Below are 17,463 nucleotides of genomic sequence, written 5' to 3' on the forward strand. Positions count from 1 at the left end.
TCTTGGATGCGTCGTTCGCGTTTACTCAATCAGGAGCAGGAGGATTCGGAGGTCAATCTGACCCCCATGATCGATGTGGTCTTTATCCTGCTGATCTTTTTTATCGTTACCACCTCTTTTGTTCGCGAAAGTGGTATTCAGGTGGATCCACCTCAGGCCGCTACGGCCGAATCCCAGTCGCAGACCAGTATTCTGGTCGCCATTTCGCCCCAGGGTGAAGTCTGGGTGGATGGTAACCCCCAGTCTCTGGCTTCTTTGGGCCCCAGAGTGGCCCGCCTTCTGTCAGAGCGTCCCCAGGCCAGTGTAGTGATTCAGGCTGACAAGGAAGCCCGGTCTGGGCGTCTGGTGGAAGTTATGGATCGGCTACGTCAGGCCGGGGTGAATAATCTTGCCTTGGCAGCAGACCCATGAAACCAAGATTTCTGCTGATCTGGATAGCTGCGCCCCTTTCCCTGTTGGGCGTTGCCCTTTTTTTTGCCGGTTTGAGCTGGATGATTCAGCCGCCCTCCGGTGAAATGCAGGTGCCCCAGCGCCTGTCGCTGAACTGGGCCGAAGTGACCCCCGAACCGCCCACCCAGGATATCCAGCCGCCGCCACCACCGCCGCCGGAACCACCTGCTCCACAGCAGCCACAGCAATCCCTGGATACTTCCACTACCTCATCGAGTCCACTAGACTCACCCTTGGCCCTGGATGCAAGTGTGCCGTCACTGGATGCCAACCTGCTCGCCGGGGCCAGCACTTCGGCTTTGCCGGAGGGTATTCAGGTACAGGCGACGCCGGTGCATCGAGAGCAACCTCGCTACCCGCGTCATGCCTTGTCACGCCGAATTGAAGGCTGGGTGGAACTGGGTTTCAGTGTCGATGCCGAGGGTGAAGTGATTCCCGAGTCCATCGAGATACTTGCTTCTCGACCCGAAGGGGTGTTTGATCGCGCTGCCCGCCGTGCCATAGCACGCTGGCGCTTTGCCAGTCATGAACTGGGTGAAGGTGAAACCCGTCTGAAGCAGCGTTTGGAGTTTCGTTTGGAGTCGAATGGATGAAGATAAACAGGCTGCATATAACCGGGCTCGTGGGGTTGCTGTTGGCCACCAGTCTGCAAGCTAGTCCTCCGGAATTGACCCCACGTCAATATGAACAGATGACACTACTGGGGCAGCAGCTGGAGGAAGGTCAGCTGAATCAGGTGATTGACCAGGGGCAGACTTATTACCAGCAGGTGCAGGGCAATCCCGCCCAGCAGGCCTATGTGAAAGCTTTTGTGGCCCGCGTGGTGGCTGCGGCCTACCTGGAACAGCAACAGCCGGATGCGGCCATCCCTCTGCTGCATGAAGCCCTGGACACCGCTGAATTGCTCGATAATGACAGCCTTCAGGCCTTGCAATGGCTGTTGATGCAGGTTCGCATGGACCAGGAAAACTACCGCCTGGCGCTGATTAACTTGGAACGTTGGTGGGCTGCCGAGGAGCAACCTTCGGCTCAAGCCCACTACCTGCGGGCCGCTTTGCTGACCGAATTGGAACGCTGGCAAGAAGCTGAGCCCTGGATAGAAAAAGCACTGGAAGAGGCTACCCGCCCCCAGGATGCCTGGCTGGGCTTGGCTGTGTATATCTTTCAGCAACAGGAAGACTGGTCCCAAGCAGCCCGGTATCAGCAGCAAAGAGTAGATGCCTTTCCCGAAAAACAACGCCTCTGGCCCAATCTGGCTCAGTTGCAACGCCTGGCTGGTGATGAGGAAGCTGCTTTAGTGACCCTGGAACTGGCCCAACGTCAGGGCTACCTGAACCGTAATCAACAGGAATACCTGGGGCGAGCCCTCCTCACCTCCAGCCAACCGCTGAGAGCCGCCCAGGTTTTTGAAAAACTGCTGGAAAGCCTGCCACAGGCAGCGGCGCAAGAAGAAACGCTGCTGCGTCTGGCTGCCCAGGCCTGGTTGCAAACCAGCCAACCTGACAAAACGATTGCCGCCTTGCGCAGATTGGCTGAACAAACGGGAAGCCTGCGAGACAGGCAACGCCTGGCTGATTGGTATTACAGCCAGGGTCAGTGGCAGGAAGCAGCAGAGATCTGGCAGCAGTTGCTGCCGGAGCAGGAAGGGGAAGAAGCGTCCGAGACGCGTCTTTCACTGGCTCGAAGTCAAATCGAACTGCAGGATTACTCGACAGCTCGAAGTCTACTGGAAGACCTGCTGGAAACCTCTAAGGCTGAGCAGGCCCGCCAGTGGCTGAACTATCTGGATGCCCTCTAGGGGCGTCCATCCTCTTCTAGTACTCCCTCTTTAACCGGCAATGCCAGGTCTTCACGGCTGACCTTGAGTGACAGCAGCAGGGTGCCTGCGATATAAATCGAGGAGTAGGTACCGACCAAAACCCCCACGATCAGTGCCAAGGCAAAGTTGTGGATCATCTCGCCGCCAAAAATCAGCAGGGAAAAGAGCACCAGCAGGGTGGTCAAGGAAGTTATAGTGGTCCGAATCAGGGTCTGGTTGATTGACAGATTGATCAACTTCATCGGCCCGCCTTCACGCACTGTCCGGAAGTTTTCACGGATACGGTCATAGACCACGATGGTGTCATTCAGCGAGTAGCCGATAACAGCCAGCAGCGCAGCCAAAACGGTCAGGTCAAAATCAATCCGCAGGATGGAGAAGAAACCCAGCAGCAGCAGGACATCGTGGCCCAAGGCCAGAACCGACCCCAGAGCAAACTTGTACTGGAAGCGGAAGGCAACATAAACCATGACACAAAGCAGGGATACCAGCATCCCCAGGCCGCCCTGGTCACGCAGTTCTTCACCCACCTGGGCACCAACAAACTCGGCACGGCGCAGTTCGACGCTGTTTTCATCACCCAACAGGCTGCGGACTTCTTCACCTACCTGGGGCGAAAAGCCCTGACTCAGGCGCACCAGGATATCCTGGCTGCTGCCGTAGTTCTGAACCACAAAATTCTCGTAACCGGCTGCTTCCAGCTGATCACGGACCTGGGGTAGATCCGGTGCTTCCTGGTAGTGGAGTTCTACCAGGGTGCCGCCGGTGAAATCCAGTCCCAGCTTCAGCCCCTGGGTAGCCAGAGAGCCTACGGATGCGAGCAGCAGAACAGCAGAAAGAATAAAGGCAAGGCGCCGGGCGCGCATGAAATCAATATTGATATTTAGCAGCTTGGACATCTTTGGCTCCTGACCTTAAATGGGAAGGCGTTGGATATGACGCTTACCGTAGACCCAGTTGACCTGCATACGGGTGACAGCAATCGCGGTAAACATGGAGGTCAACAGACCCAGTGACAGGGTCACGGCGAAGCCCTTGACCGGCCCGGTTCCTACCGAGAAGAGGATGATAGCCACCAGGAAGGTGGTGATGTTGGCATCCAGAATGGTGGCAAAGGCTTTTTCATAACCGGTGTTGATGGCCGCCTGGGGGCTGACACCGCGATGGTAGATTTCTTCTTTAATCCTGGCATTAATCAGTACGTTGGCATCCACGGCCATACCCAGGGTCAGCACGATACCGGCGATACCTGGCAGGGTCAGGGTCGCACCCAGGGCTGACAGGAGCGCCACCAGCAGTACCAGGTTGGTGGTCAGGGCGACGCAGGCAAAGATACCAAAAGTGCGATACCAGGCCAGCATGAAGAGAACCACCAGGGCCAGACCGATCTGGATGGAGAGAATGCCGCGTTCGATATTCTTCTCACCCAGGCTGGGGCCAATCGTTCTTTCTTCCACAAAGTAAATGGGCGCAGCCAGGGCACCGGCACGCATCAGCAGGGCCAGTTCCGAAGCTTCCTGGGTATTGCCGATCCCGGTGATACGGAAGCTGGAACCCAGCTGGCTTTGAATGGTGGCCAGAGAGATAATGCTGCGCTCGGTATAGGGTTCGCGTACTTCCACTCTCTCGCCATCTTCGCGAACCACCTTGGTTCGGGTTTTATGTTCGATAAACAGCACCCCCATGCGGCGGCCAACATTGGGCGCCGTGGCCTGACTCATCAGGCGGCCACCCTGGCCGTTAAGGCGGATATCCACCTGGGGGTTGTTGTTTTCATCAAAACCGACACTGGCATTAGCCACATTGTTGCCGGTGGTGATGATATTACGCTCCAGCTCGGCCGTACGTCCTGGTCGGTCGCGGTATTCAAATTCTTCCACATCCAGAGGGTCAGCACTACGCTTGGCTTCCAGGCGGAATTCCAGGTTGGCAGTGGCCCCGAGTACCCGCTTGGCGGCTGCCGTATCCTGAACGCCGGGCAATTCCACCACAATGCGATCACGACCGGAACGCTGTACCAGGGGTTCGGCTACACCCAGTTCATTGACCCGGTTCCTGAGGGTGGTCAGGTTTTGATCCACGGCATAGTCTTCCACCTCACGTACCGCATGTTCATCCAGGCTAAGCACCAGGAGGCGGGCTTCCGGTTCCTGGGTGAACTGGTATTCACTCAGATCGGACATCAGGCGGCTTTGCGCAGGGTCGAGCAGATCTTGCGAGGCCATAAGGACACGGACCTGGCCATCTTCCACACTAACCTGGCGGTAACGCAGGCGTTCTTCACGCAGGGTGGTGCGGATCTCGCTGGCCGTGACGTTTAGTTGCTGTTCCAGGGCAGCCTGCATATCGACTTCCATCAGGAAGTGCACCCCACCGCGCAGATCCAGACCCAGATTAACACTTCTGGCTCCCACGGATTTCAGCCATTCCGGGGTAGTGGGCGCCTGGTTAAGGGCCACGACATAGTCATCCCCCAGAGCAGCCTGCAGCAGATCCTTGGCCCGGATTTGTTCGTCAGCATGGTTGAAGCGAACCAGCAGGGTGGAGTTTTCCTGGCTGACAGCCTTAGGGGTGATACCCCCGGCTTCCAGTGCTCTTTCAACCCGATTTTGTTGACTGCTGCCCACCTCGATCGCGCCACGCGAGCCGGTGATCTGTACAGCAGGATCTTCGGGAAACAAATTGGGCAGGGCATAAATAATGCCGACAGCAATAACCAACAGGATGAGCAGGTTCTTCCAGAGGGGGTAGCGATTGAGCATGGCGGCCTTGCAACTTGATCTCAGGGTTAGCCGGGATAACCAGCCAGAAAAAAGCCCCGGTAGACCGGGGCGCGAGCAGGTATTACTCGGATTCGATAGCCTTCAGGGTACCCTTGGGCAGTACGGAGGTAACCGCTGCCTTTTGTACCTTGATGGAGGTGGAATCGGTGATTTCCAGAACCAGGAACTCTTCGGTTACCTTGGTAATACGACCCATGACACCACCGGCCAGGCTGACTTCGTCGCCCTTGGCCAGATCGGCCAGCAACTGCTTGTGCTGTTTAGCACGCTTTTGCTGAGGACGGATCAGCATGAAATAGAAGATGGCAACAAAACCCACCAGCATGACAATGCTGGAAATCGGGCTGGCTGTAGCGCCACCTTCAGCGTGGGCAGCAGAAATAAAAAAGTCCATTCAGGGCTCCTTAAAACATTAAGTTAGGGGTTAGTACTAGAGTGTTCGTTATCTACTCGTCCAGCGGCGGGGTTGACTGCCCTCGACGAGCGTAGAAGTCATCCACAAAGCAAGACAATTTACCTTCTTCTATCGCCTGACGCAAACCGGCCATGAGGCGCTGGTAATGGCGTAGGTTATGGATACTACCCAGCATGGCACCCAGCATTTCACCGGAGCGATCCAGGTGGTTCAGGTAGCTGCGACTGAAATGCTGGCAGGCATAACAATCGCATCCTTCTTCTATGGGGCGGGTATCCGTCTTGTGTTTGGCATTGCGGATCTTGACCACGCCTTCGTCGGTGAAAAAGTGGCCATTACGGGCATTGCGGGTAGGCATCACACAGTCAAACATATCCACACCCCGACGCACGCCTTCCACCAGATCTTCGGGTTTACCCACACCCATCAGGTAACGGGGCTTGTTTTCAGGCATCAGGGCAGGCAGATAGTTCAGGGTTTTCAGCATCTCTTCCTTGGGTTCACCCACGGAAAGCCCGCCAATGGCCATGCCATCAAAGCCGATTTCTTCCAGACCTTCCAGGGAACGCTTGCGCAGATCCGGGTACATACCACCCTGAATGATGCCAAAGAGGGCTGCGGGGCTGTCACCATGAGCTTCACGCGAGCGCTTGGCCCAGCGTAGGGACAATTCCATGGATTTTTCCGCTTCGGAAAAAGTAGCCGGGTAGGGGGTGCACTCATCAAAAATCATGACGATGTCCGAGCCCAGCTCCTTTTGCACCTGCATGGATTCTTCCGGGCCCATAAAGACCTTGGCTCCATCATGAGGCGAGCGAAAATGCACCCCCTCCTCGGTGATTTTGCGCAGCTTGCCCAGGGAAAAAACCTGGAAACCGCCGGAATCGGTCAGGATGGGTTTTTGCCACTGCATAAAATCATGCAGATCGCCGTGAGCCTGGATGATCTCGGTGCCGGGTTTCAGCATCAGATGGAAGGTATTGCCCAGGACGATTTCGGCACCCAGTTCTTCAATATCCCGGGGCAGAACCCCCTTGACGGTGCCGTAGGTGCCCACGGGCATAAATGCCGGGGTTTCGATGCTGCCACGGGGAAAGGTGATACGACCGCGACGGGCTTTGCCATCAGTTTTTAGCAGATCAAACTGCATGGAGGATTCAGGACGCATGAAATCAGTTGCTCTCGTTTAAATCGGATCGGCTCAGTAGCATGGCATCGCCATAACTGAAAAAACGGTAGTTTTCTTGTACGGCTTCCCGGTAGGCCTGCATGATCGGCTGGTAACCGGCGAAGCTGCTGACCAGCATCAGCAGCGTGGATTCGGGAAGGTGGAAATTGGTGATCAGCAGATCCACGCACTGCCACTGGTAACCCGGGTAGATAAAAATATCGGTATCCCCGGTAAAGGCTTGTGGCTCGCCGCTACGACAGGCGGTTTCCAGGCAGCGGACGCTGGTGGTGCCCACAGCCAGGACCCGGCCGCCAGCTTCACGGGTCTGGCGGACGGCTTCGGCCACCTCGGGCGTGACTTCCAGCCATTCCTTGTGCATGACGTGATCTTCCAGCTTGTCGACCTTGACCGGCTGGAAGGTGCCGGCTCCCACATGCAGGGTAACAAAAGCCGTCTTGATGCCCTTGTCCTCCAGCTGTTGCAAAAGCTCATCATCAAAATGCAAGCCGGCCGTGGGGGCGGCAACAGCACCTGGGTGCTGGGCATAAACCGTCTGGTAGCGCTCCCTGTCCTCCAGTTGATCTTCGCGATCAATATAAGGTGGCAGAGGCAGGTGACCATGAGCTTCCAGCAATTCCAGCAGGGGTTCATCATTGAGGAAGGTCAGGCAGAAAAGCGCGCCTTCACGACCGGTGCATTCGGCCTGAACACCGCCTTCCAGTTGCAGGCGGCTGCCAGGCTTGGGGGATTTGCTGGAGCGAATGTGAGCCAGAGCGCGGTGCTCGTCCAGGGGTCTTTCGATCAGGACTTCTACCCGGCCACCGGTCTCCTTGTGACCAAAGAGGCGTGCAGGAATCACCCGGGTGTTGTTGAACACCATCAGGTCACCCGGCTGGAGGTAATCGATTAAATCGGGAAATTGGCGGTGGCTGATGTGCTCGCCTTCCAGAACCAGAAGACGGGAATCCCGGCGTTCCTTGGCCGGAAAGCGGGCTATCAGCTCGTCCGGAAGTTCAAAGTGAAAATCACTGCGCTGCATGGGGGATAAAAACTCTGGATAAAAAGGCCGGTTGGATGCGGCGGCATTTTAACCCAGAAAAGAGTGGAGGTCATGATCTGCGCACAAGTTCGTGGCAGGCTTTACAGCGGTAGGCGGGTCTGGTTGATACAGAGTTCCTGGATAGCGGCCATCTTTTGGGGACGACTGAAATAATAGCCCTGGAAGCGCTGACACTGCATGATCTTCAAGGCTTCAGTCTGCTCCTGGGTTTCCACGCCTTCCACGACCACATCCATATTATGGCTGCGGGCAATAAAAATGATGCTCTCGATCATATTGGCCGCCTTGTCGTCTTCCAGCATGCTATCGACAAAACTCTTATCGATCTTGAGTTCATTCAGGGGTAGACGTCGTAGCAGGCTGAGTGAGGAATAGCCGGTGCCAAAGTCATCCATGGACAGGCGAATACCTTCCTGCTGCAAGCGCTTGATGGTCTCCAGCATCTGATCAAAGTTGGTCATGACCAGCGATTCGGTGACTTCCAGTACCAGATCCTCGGGTGGAATTTGATGCTCGTGCAAGAGCTTGAGCACTTCATCAACAAAATCGGGTTGCTCAAACTGAATCACGGAAATATTGATGGCCAGGTCGATCCTGCAGTCGCTCGCCAGATGGCTGCAAAGTTCCTTGTATTCACGCAGGCTGGTGTCCATGACAAATCGCCCCAAAGCCAGCATCAGTCCGGATTGCTCGGCCACCTCCACAAACTCGGCCGGGGAGACAAAGCCCAGTTTCTTGTCCTGCCAGCGCACCAGGGCCTCCAATCCGACTATGCGGCCCTGAAGGTCCGTCTGGGGTTGATACTGCATGTGCAGTTCACGGTTAGACAGGGCCAAACGTAGCTGTTGTTCCACCTCCAGGCGACGCAGGTAATCCATCTCCATTTCCGTGCGATAAAAGCTGACGCTATTGCGGTTACTCTTGGCCCGGTAAAGCGCCAGGTGGGTACTGCGCAACAGCTTGCTGGAGGAGTCGCCATGTTCGGGAAAGGTAGCCACGCCGATACTGGCAGTTAACTGCAGCTTGAGGCGGTCGACCTGAAAACTCTGACCCAGGCGGTCGAGCAGCGACCAGCAGGAGGTATTCAAGGCATCCAGGTCGGTGTTGGGGGTGATAATGGCAAATTCATCACTACCCAGGCGGGCAAGCAGATCCTGATCGTCCATCACCTCCTGAAGCTGGCGGCTGAAGACCACCAGTGTGGAGTCGCCAATCTCCTGGCCGAAGCGATCATTAATGCCGCGAAAGTGATCAATGTTGATGAGTACCAGACTGAATCTTTCGCGTTTCTCCATCAATTCAGATAACTGGCGCAGCAGACCTGAACGGTTCAGGGCACCAGTCAGGTCATCATGTTGGGAGAGGTAAAGAAGTTCACGGGTTTTTAATTGTTCAGCCCGGTCAATAACGCGAAAGAGGGCAAAGAGTACGCCGCTGATCAATAGGTAGATCAGCAGATATTGCAAAACTTCCTTGCTGAAAGCCTGTTTGATGGGAAGAAATTGCGTTTCTGAGACCACCCAGAGTTGATAGCGTGGGTTATAAAGTGCAGCAGTCAGATACTGAACACCATTTTTGTAATGCTCGACCGTAAAGGCTTGTTTTTTTGCCCTGATTTCGCTGGCGCTCAGTCCCATCTCTTCCAGGAAGCGACTGTGGTTAGCGCGGCGTTCGCTTTCAGTGGCCCAGGGCTGGGCATAGATGTTGCTGTCGTAGAGATCACTGGAAATATACTGGACATAGTTATCCCGATCGCGGATCAGCATGACCTGATCATAGCGGGTGTCATGCAGGACCGAATTAAAAACAGAGGCCGAAGAATCCAGGCGTAATCCTGCCGTCATTACGGCCAGGAGTTCGCCTTCTTCTGTTCTGAGTGCTTTGCGAATGGGGATGACGAGGCTATCCATAGCCTCCATATAATAGGTGCGCCCCATGATCATCTGATTGGATTCCAGAGCCTGCTGAAAACTGTCCGCCGTACTCGGGTGAGTTCGTAAATTGGGCAGCGAATCTATATCCAGATTGGAGCTGACATGAACCAGAGTGCCATCCGGGCGGGCCAGACCAAAACCGATGATGGCGTGGTTGACTTGCATCAGAGTGTCCAGCAAGGGGAGTTGCTGCTGTTTATCCATCGGATCGCCATGATTCAGCAGTTCCCTGCCTACAACATCCAGAACCAATTCCTGAGTACGCAGCACGCTATCAACGGCCTGGGCGAGTAATTCTGTGCGGTTTTCATGGTAGTTGGCAGTATCTTCGTAAAGGGACTGCCAGCGGAAATATAGAATAACCAGCAACAAAAGAAAGCCGCCAAAAATCAGCAAATGGAAGAGGGTCCAGATGTTGCGTTTCAGGGCGGCCATAAGAACTCCTGATGCCGGCTGCTTTGATTGGTTGTGATAAGAAGCCTGGGATTAACGGCAGCCTTTTCTTGACCAGTGCTGTCATTGGCAGCAACCAGGGGCTCAGGCAGTAAAAGGCAACAAGTAAAACCTGAACTGGTGCTTAATCCGAGTCTCTTTAATAGATATTTATAAATAATATTTATTGGAGCAGCAAGCGGTGTTTTTTGAATGTATTAATAATTGCATTTAAATCAATATCTTGAAAAGTTTAATCAGAGATTTCTAGAGCCTTCTTTCTTTGTAGCCAGCCTTGACGGAAAGCGGGCCAACGATTGATTAATATGGCAGAGAAGATCAGCAGACAACCGAGTAGTTGATAGCTTGTCATGGTTTCGGCAAACCAGAGGCTGGCCGCCAGGGCGGTCCAGACGGGTTCCAGCGTCATGATGATGGCAGTATGACTCGGTGGAGCCAGACTCTGGGCCCAGGTTTGCAGTAAAAAACGCAGGCTGGTGGCCAGTAGCAGACTGGCTGCAAACCAGCCCCAGATCACCGGTGACGAGTTCAGTGTCAGTGGCTCACTGAGCAATGAAATACTGCCGGTAATCAGGCCGGTAATCAGTAATTGAATACTGGTCAGGGGAAGTGGCGCTAACCGGGCTGTTGCCTGGCTATTAAAGAGAAACATCAAGGCCAGGAAAAAGGCGGCCAGCATAAAGCTGAATTCACCCCAGCCCAGGTGAAAACTCGGGTCCAGGGAAAGCAGGGCCAGCCCGCTAATGACCAGAGGCAGCGCCAGGTAACTGAAGGTTGGCGGTGCCTCCCCGCCAAAGAGGCGATTCAAAAAAGGCAGCATGACAATGCCCAGAGTGGCCAGAAAGGCACCGACTCCCAGATGCTGGGCGTGTTTTAACCCCAGAATCCAGAAAATCATGGCCAGACCGAATACGCAGCCCACCTTGGCGGCCGCCCGGAATTGCGGCCAGGTCAATTGCTTAAGCGGCAGCAGGCAGAAACAGGCCAGCACCAGCCCGGCCCCGGCAAAGCGCAGGGCAATAAACTGCAAGGGCTGCATGCCAGCGAGGGTTTCCTTGGAAAAAATCCAACCGGCTGCAGCAATTAGGGTGGTTAACAGCAACAGCAGATCAGCCTGCAAATGCTGGTGCTTGGAAGTTGTCGTCATGATGCGAGTGCTTGTGTGGGCTAGATTAATGAGCGGTTGCTTTTACCGGCAGCCGCGTTGCGAAGGCAAAAGAGTATAGCAAGATGAGGGATGAGGCTGTCCCTTAAAAAGAGGGACAAAGCCTGATATTTTCAAGAGACTGCACAGAGTGAAAAAAGCTGGGCGCGACTGGTGATTCCCAGCTTTTCGTAGGCGCGTTTGCGATAGGTGATGACACTGCTGGTGGCCAGCTGCAGTTCGGCGGCAATGGTTTCGTTCTTTTTGCCTTGAAGGACCGCGCGGCACACCTGCTGTTCCCGCTCGGAAAGGAAGGCCAGAGGGCCTTGAAGCCGCAAGGAGCGATTCAGCGCAAAGTGCTTTTCCAGCAGCAGGCTGATGAGTTCGCCAAGATGGCGGGTGAAGTCGGGATTGTCAAAACGCTGATCAAAAGCAGCCGTGCGTCGGTAGAGGTTGATGTAGTAATGACCTTCCGGGGTGGCCTTGAGGATGGCCAGCTTGTCGCAAAAACCGGGGGTTTCAAAAAAGGTTTTGCGATACTCCAGGCTCATATTGGGACTGAGCGCTTCCAGTCGGCTGACGGCCAACTCTTCGGGGGCGAGTTTTTTAAGGCAGGCAAAATTGGGGTCCTGCAGATACTGGCGCTGGCCGACATAGGCCTCAGCGAGGCGCTTGGCCGAGGCTTCGCGGGCATAATCCCTGAACATCAGGGTGCTGACACCCTGCTTGGCTTCCCAGAAAAACACCATGCATTGTTCACTGCCGAATTCCTGATTTACCCAGGTGAGAAAGGCTTCATGAAAGTCCGGCTGTCCCAAAAGCTTGAATAGCTGGAGCAATTCAGAGGTGATTCCAGCCTGGGCGGTGGTTAGGGGAAACTGGGTCATGATCGGTAAGCGGTGGCTGAAAAGCCATTCAGTCTAAAGCGCTGATCCGATTTAAGAAAGGCAGAGCAGGAAGACACCAGCCGGACCTGAGTCCGACCGGTGTCGAGCAGCATCACCGGAGAAAGTGATGTTCGGGGGGGACTCAGCTGCTTAGCGACCTGCCAGCTGCTTGAGTACCTTCTTGAAGGTGGCCACTTCTTCGTCACTGAAATCAGCAAACATCTTGTCTTGTTCCTGGCGGGAGAGATCCCAAAGGGCTTCGGCCTGGTCTTCACCCTGTTGGGTGATCCGGTAGCAGTCGTCCTCGAGGGAAACCAGCCCCTTGCGCTGCAGGATTTCAGCGGCGTTATCCACTTCAGCCTCGGGCATGTTGACCTCTTTGAGGAGATCCTTACGGCACAGCTGGGGCGTTTCCTGCAGTACCATCAGCATCCGCGCTTCACTGGTTCTTAGACCCGTGGACAGCTGCAGGGGGGCATAGTCCGCCTGGTAGGCACGCACAGCCTGCACCATCAGGTAGTAGAGGTTGTCCTGGAAGCGCGATTTGAGACGCTCGATGGCCGCAGGTTCATTATCCTTTTTCGCCGGGAAGCGGGAATGGGGCATGACCACGGAGTAGCTGCCCTGGTGATAAACCAGCGGCGCTCGTCCGGCATCTTCAAAGGCGACTACCTTACCCACCAGTATCCAGTGGTCACCGCCATCTAGGGTTTCATAGGCTTCACACTGGAAGGTGGCGGCACAATCGGGCAGCAGGGCGGCTCCGCCGAGTCCATCTTGGAAATCCACATCAGCAAACTTGTCATCGCTGGGGCGGGCAAAATGATTGGAAACATCTATCTGGTCCGCAGCGAGGACATTGACGGCAAAGTGGCTGGCCTTTTCAAAAATCTCGCAGCTTCCCGAGTTCTTGCCGATGCTCCAGAGAATCAGGGGTGGCTCCAGGGAAACAGAGTTGAAGCTGTTGGCGGTTACCCCTGCTCTTTTGCCATCGGGCGTGGTCGCGGTAATAACGGTGATCCCGGTGGCAAAGTTGCCCAGCGCACGACGGAAGGCTTTGGGATCAAATTCAGTGGTTGCATTACTCATAACAGCACCTGATATCGATTGGGCAGTTTCTTGCCAGTCGATGAACGACTGACGCTGCCGGATGAGGATGGCTCTCCGGTTAAAATGGAGAGAGAACGCCCCTCCCGAATCGGATGGGGCGTTCTGCTTGCTTCTGCCGGTGAATTACAGCAGGGAGGGGTCAGGTTCCAGACCCAGCAGCTCACGTCCCAGAATCTGGGCACAGACATCATAGTCGGTGTAGGCGTGAGCGGCAGTCATGTTGGACTCGTGCCACAGACGCTGGCTTTCGCGGTCTTCGTACCAGTTGGAGGCACCCATCACCGCCCAGAGGCGATTGACGGCTTCTACACACATCTTGATGGCATAAGCCTGGTTGGTACGCCAGTGGGCCAGAACATAGCGCGTGGGGTATTCGTGACGCTCGCCATATTCCTTGTGCTCTTCCCAGGTTTTTTCCAGGTAGGCACGGGCCGCAGCAACCTGCTGGTAGGACTCGGCAATACGCAGGATGGGAGGAATGGACTCACGAACCTGAGCACCCGTGTAGGCGCGAACCCGGTTCTGGGTGAGTTCCTTGTAAACCTCCAGCATACGCTCGGCCACACCCAGGCTCATGGCGGCAAAGCCACAGGCAAAGTAGGGGCGGTAAGGCGTGTGGTAAATCTTGCTGTCGGGGTAGAGATCACGTCCGGCATGACGACCTTCCATCATGTCGGCAGCTGCCTGGATACGGTGCTCAGGCACGAAAACGCCTTCAATGCGGGCGGTTTTGGTGCCACTGCCCTGCATGCCTACTGAATACCAGTCATCAATGATGGTGAATTCACTGCGCGGGATAACCGCAAAGCTGTAAACCTTCTCGCCGGATTCGTTCGGACGCAGGAAGCCCACGATGATCCAGTCGGCGTGGTCGACACCGGAACTCCACTTCATGTCACCGGTGAAGATGATGCCGCCTTCGGTTTCCTCGTGCTTACCAAAGGGCGCGATACTGGAAGAAGCCACAGCATCGGGGTTGTCGCCCCAGAATTCTTCTTGGGCCTGCTTGTTGTACATGGCCATCTGGTGGTTGTGGGTGCACAGCAGGCTGTAGGCCCAGGCAGTGGAACAGCAGGCACCGGCCAGGGCAGCAATGCAATCAGTGAATTCGGGCAGGCTGATTTCCAGGCCACCGTAAGCTTTGGGCAGGAAAGCGCGGTTCAAACCGATGCCGTGCAGCATCTCAATGTTCTCGTCGGGTACACGACGCAGTTCGATCGCTTTGTTGGCGTTGGCACGGATCGCCGGAAGAATTTCTTTGAGTTTTTCCAGCATGGGGTTTTCTTGTTTCATGGAAACAGATCCTCTCGTTTTATTCGGTTTTCTTGTGTTTTTGAGAGCAGGTTCTCTTGGATGCCAGGCATCGGAGATAAAAAATCAGGCAACCTCCGATTAACTATTGCGCTTGTTTATACTGCGTTGAAATTAAACTCAAAATGCTCATTTACTCGCTGTAAATTCCGCTTTCTCGCTTAATTTCGCCTTGGCTAATCGGCGCTCATCACGTTAATCAGAAGTTCCTTAGCCAGCTCCTAGCATTGAGCTGGGAAAAATTATGGTCAGGGAAAACCAGGGTAGAAAGGTAAAAAATACTTTATTTTTTGCACTTTCCTGTATTCGAGTGGACGCAGAATTTTGTCGTCATTTCTGAAAGCCTTGTCATAACTGGGCTTTAGCTAAGTGTGCAGTGCAGGAAAATGACAATTGACAGCTGCAAAAGTAACTGATGCAGATGGATTGACAGCCAGCAAGCGTTTGGACTAGGATTACTTAACATGTTAAATAATTATTTCGCGAGCAAGAGACTGCCGGGAATAATTCGAGGTTTCCTAACCACCAGATCAACAACAACGAAGAAGGTGCTTCATCATGGGCGAAATCGTTTTATCTGCAAAAGTTACTCACGTTCCCACCATGCTGCTGTCCGAACAACCGGGCAAGCTTCAGGGCTGCCGCCAGCAGGCGATTGACGGTCATCGGGAAATCATGCGTCGTGCCCGTGAGCTGGGCGCGGATACCGTCGTTGTTCTGGACACCCACTGGCTGGTCAATGCCGGTTTCCATATCAACAGCAACCCGGTTTTCAAGGGCAAGTTCACCAGTCACGAATTCCCGCATTTCATCCAGAACCTGGAGTATGAATACCAGGGGTGTCCTGAACTGGGTGATGCCATTGCCGAAAAGGCTACCGCCAAGGGCGTACACACCCTGTCTCACCAGGTAGAAACCCTGGATCTGGAATACGGCACCCTGGTACCCATGCACTTTATGGAACCCGGCGATATGCCTATCGTTTCCATTGCTGCCTGGTGCACCGTTCACAACCTGCAGGATTCCCGCAAGCTGGGCGAAGCCATCCGTGAAGCGGTGGAAGCCAGCGATCGCAAGGTATTGCTGCTGGCCTCCGGTTCCCTGTCGCACAAGATCTGGGAAAACGAACTCTACGCTGAAAATAATGGCACCTTCACCATTTCCCGCGAATTCAACCGTCAGGTGGATCTGCGCGTCCTCGAACTCTGGCAGCAGGGTGAAATTGCCACCTTCCTGAAGATGCTGCCCGAATATGCCCAGCACTGCTCCGGTGAAGGCGGCATGCACGATACCGCCATGCTGTTTGGTGCTCTGGGTTGGGATCAGTACACCGGCAAGGGTGAAGTCGTTGGTGAATACTTCCCCAGCTCCGGTACCGGCCAGGCTAATGTGATCTTCCCTGTTCAGTAGGCTTTCTTGCCTTTGGCAGTCAGCCTGAGGTTGGCTGCCTTTTTTATTTTCCGCCCCTGTTTTCTGGAGAAACAGCGTCATGCTGCAAGCATCCTATCCCTATTATTTGGCCAACAAGGCCGTGACACCCAACCAGGATCTGGTTGTTTATGACAAGTATTCCGGGGAAGCAGCTACCCGTGTTGCCCTGGCTGATGCTGCAGCAATTGATCAAGCCATAGCCGCAGCCGCGGCCGCAGCCGAACCAATGCGCAAGCTGCCGGCTTACAAGCGCCAGGCGATTCTGAATTTCTGTGTAGAGCGTTTCGAACAGCGTTTTGAAGAGCTGGCCGAGGCCCTGTGTATTGAAGCGGGCAAGCCCATCAAGGATGCCCGGGGTGAAGTCACTCGCCTGATCGATACCTTTCGTATTGCCGCTGAAGAAGCCGTTCGTATTGGTGGTGAAGTTCTGCCGTTGGATATTACTCCCCGTGCCGAAGGCTATACCGGCATGTGGAAACGGGTGCCCATCGGTCCCTGTTCCTTTATTTCACCCTTTAATTTTCCCTTGAACCTGGCGGCACACAAGGTAGCCCCGGCTTTGGCTGCAGGCTGCCCCTTTATTCTCAAGCCAGCCAGCCTGACGCCCATAGGTGCTTTGATTATCGGCGAGATTCTGGCCGAAACCGATCTGCCCGAAGGGGCCTTTTCCATCCTGCCTTGCCGTCGCGATGGCGCAGACCTCTTCACCACCGATGAGCGCCTTAAGCTGTTGAGCTTTACCGGCTCACCGGAAGTGGGCTGGCAGCTGAAAGCCAAGGCGGGCAAGAAACCCGTGGTGCTGGAACTGGGTGGTAATGCCGCCTGCGTCGTTGATGAGGGCACCGATCTGGATGATGCCGTGGCCCGGATCATCTTTGGCGCCTATTACCAGTCTGGTCAGAGCTGTATCAGCGTGCAGCGGGTTCTGGTGCATGAAAAGCATTATGACGAAGTCAGGGACAAGCTAACGGCAGCGGTTAAAGACCTGGTTCACGGTGATCCTCGTGATGAGAATACCTTTATTGGCCCCATGATCTCCGAAAAAGAAGCTGAACGCCTGCATGGCTGGATCCTTGCGGCCAAGGATGCGGGTGCCCAAGTGCTGGCCGGAGGCGAGCGCGAAGGTGCGATGCTACAGGCAACGCTGATGGAAAATGTCGACCCCGCCCTGGATGCCAATACCCAGGAAGCCTTTGGTCCTCTGGCAATCCTGTCCAGTTTCAGCAGTTTTGATCAAGCGCTGGAAGAAGTGAATGCTTCGGACTTTGGTCTTCAGGCCGGTATTTTTACCCGTGATATCTATAAGATACAAAAAGCCTGGGATGAACTGGATGTGGGCGGTGTCGTCATCGGCGATGTACCCTCCTGGCGGGTGGATAACATGCCCTATGGCGGCGTCAAGGACAGTGGTCTGGGACGCGAAGGCATCCGCTATGCCATCGAGGACATGACTGAAATCCGACTGCTGGCTATCCGTAATCCCGGATAATCCCTG

At 54.9% G+C, this 17,463-nt stretch carries 15 protein-coding genes; 5 read left to right on the forward strand and 10 right to left on the reverse strand.

The window, feature by feature from the left end:
- Positions 1-6 precede the first annotated feature (6 nt).
- The 3 genes from DFK18_RS05090 to DFK18_RS05100 are packed head-to-tail and all read left to right on the forward strand — an operon-like array spanning position 7 to position 2,248.
- Positions 7-411 carry an ExbD/TolR family protein gene (locus DFK18_RS05090; protein WP_114417143.1) on the forward strand — a complete coding sequence of 135 codons (405 nt, stop codon included), beginning with the start codon at positions 7-9 and terminating at the stop codon, positions 409-411.
- Positions 408-1,043, forward strand: coding sequence for a TonB family protein (locus tag DFK18_RS05095; RefSeq protein ID WP_114417144.1), 636 nt, complete (start codon positions 408-410; stop codon positions 1,041-1,043). Before DFK18_RS05090 ends, DFK18_RS05095 begins: the two co-directional genes overlap by 4 nt.
- On the forward strand, positions 1,040-2,248 hold the full coding sequence (locus DFK18_RS05100) for a tetratricopeptide repeat protein (protein ID WP_114417146.1): 1,209 nt from the start codon (positions 1,040-1,042) through the stop codon (positions 2,246-2,248). The genes DFK18_RS05095 and DFK18_RS05100 overlap by 4 nt, the downstream gene beginning before the upstream one ends.
- Here the strand turns inward: DFK18_RS05100 and secF are convergent.
- The 10 genes from secF to DFK18_RS05150 form a co-directional block, all read right to left on the reverse strand.
- The gene (gene secF, locus DFK18_RS05105) at positions 2,245-3,168 is read right to left on the reverse strand and encodes a protein translocase subunit SecF (RefSeq protein WP_114417148.1); all 924 of its coding nucleotides are present in this window, start codon (positions 3,166-3,168) and stop codon (positions 2,245-2,247) included. The two genes, DFK18_RS05100 and secF, sit on opposite strands and share 4 nt — an antisense overlap.
- 15 nt (positions 3,169-3,183) lie before the next feature.
- On the reverse strand, positions 3,184-5,031 hold the full coding sequence (gene secD, locus DFK18_RS05110) for a protein translocase subunit SecD (protein ID WP_114417149.1): 1,848 nt from the start codon (positions 5,029-5,031) through the stop codon (positions 3,184-3,186).
- An 82-nt stretch (positions 5,032-5,113) separates the two neighbouring features.
- Positions 5,114-5,446, reverse strand: coding sequence for a preprotein translocase subunit YajC (gene yajC / locus DFK18_RS05115; protein WP_114417150.1), 333 nt, complete (start codon positions 5,444-5,446; stop codon positions 5,114-5,116).
- A 52-nt stretch (positions 5,447-5,498) separates the two neighbouring features.
- Positions 5,499-6,617: a tRNA guanosine(34) transglycosylase Tgt gene (gene tgt / locus DFK18_RS05120; RefSeq protein ID WP_114417539.1), complete on the reverse strand. Its 1,119-nt coding sequence runs from the start codon at positions 6,615-6,617 to the stop codon at positions 5,499-5,501.
- Between the two features lie 22 nt (positions 6,618-6,639).
- Positions 6,640-7,677, reverse strand: a complete 1,038-nt coding sequence (gene queA / locus DFK18_RS05125; RefSeq protein ID WP_114417151.1) for a tRNA preQ1(34) S-adenosylmethionine ribosyltransferase-isomerase QueA — start codon at positions 7,675-7,677, stop codon at positions 6,640-6,642.
- Positions 7,678-7,778: 101 nt separating this feature from the next.
- Positions 7,779-10,067 carry a putative bifunctional diguanylate cyclase/phosphodiesterase gene (locus DFK18_RS05130; protein WP_114417152.1) on the reverse strand — a complete coding sequence of 763 codons (2,289 nt, stop codon included), beginning with the start codon at positions 10,065-10,067 and terminating at the stop codon, positions 7,779-7,781.
- 250 nt (positions 10,068-10,317) lie between these two features.
- Positions 10,318-11,232, reverse strand: coding sequence for a DMT family transporter (locus tag DFK18_RS05135; RefSeq protein ID WP_114417154.1), 915 nt, complete (start codon positions 11,230-11,232; stop codon positions 10,318-10,320).
- Positions 11,233-11,363: 131 nt separating this feature from the next.
- Entirely contained in the window at positions 11,364-12,116 is a 753-nt protein-coding gene (locus DFK18_RS05140) for a helix-turn-helix transcriptional regulator (RefSeq protein WP_114417155.1), read from the reverse strand.
- A 150-nt stretch (positions 12,117-12,266) separates the two neighbouring features.
- On the reverse strand, positions 12,267-13,205 hold the full coding sequence (locus DFK18_RS05145; protein WP_114417156.1) for a p-hydroxyphenylacetate 3-hydroxylase reductase component: 939 nt from the start codon (positions 13,203-13,205) through the stop codon (positions 12,267-12,269).
- Between the two features lie 144 nt (positions 13,206-13,349).
- On the reverse strand, positions 13,350-14,519 hold the full coding sequence (locus DFK18_RS05150) for a p-hydroxyphenylacetate 3-hydroxylase oxygenase component (RefSeq protein ID WP_114417158.1): 1,170 nt from the start codon (positions 14,517-14,519) through the stop codon (positions 13,350-13,352).
- Positions 14,520-15,095: 576 nt separating this feature from the next.
- Between DFK18_RS05150 and hpaD the strand changes: the two genes are divergently transcribed.
- Both hpaD and DFK18_RS05160 read left to right on the forward strand, forming a co-directional pair.
- On the forward strand, positions 15,096-15,947 hold the full coding sequence (gene hpaD / locus DFK18_RS05155; RefSeq protein ID WP_114417160.1) for a 3,4-dihydroxyphenylacetate 2,3-dioxygenase: 852 nt from the start codon (positions 15,096-15,098) through the stop codon (positions 15,945-15,947).
- Positions 15,948-16,026: 79 nt separating this feature from the next.
- Positions 16,027-17,457, forward strand: coding sequence for an aldehyde dehydrogenase family protein (locus DFK18_RS05160; RefSeq protein ID WP_114417161.1), 1,431 nt, complete (start codon positions 16,027-16,029; stop codon positions 17,455-17,457).
- The last annotated feature ends 6 nt before the right edge of the window (positions 17,458-17,463 follow it).

The sequence above is a fragment of the Marinospirillum perlucidum genome (genome assembly GCF_003336805.1).
Classification (GTDB): Bacteria; Pseudomonadota; Gammaproteobacteria; order Pseudomonadales; family Halomonadaceae; genus Marinospirillum; species Marinospirillum perlucidum.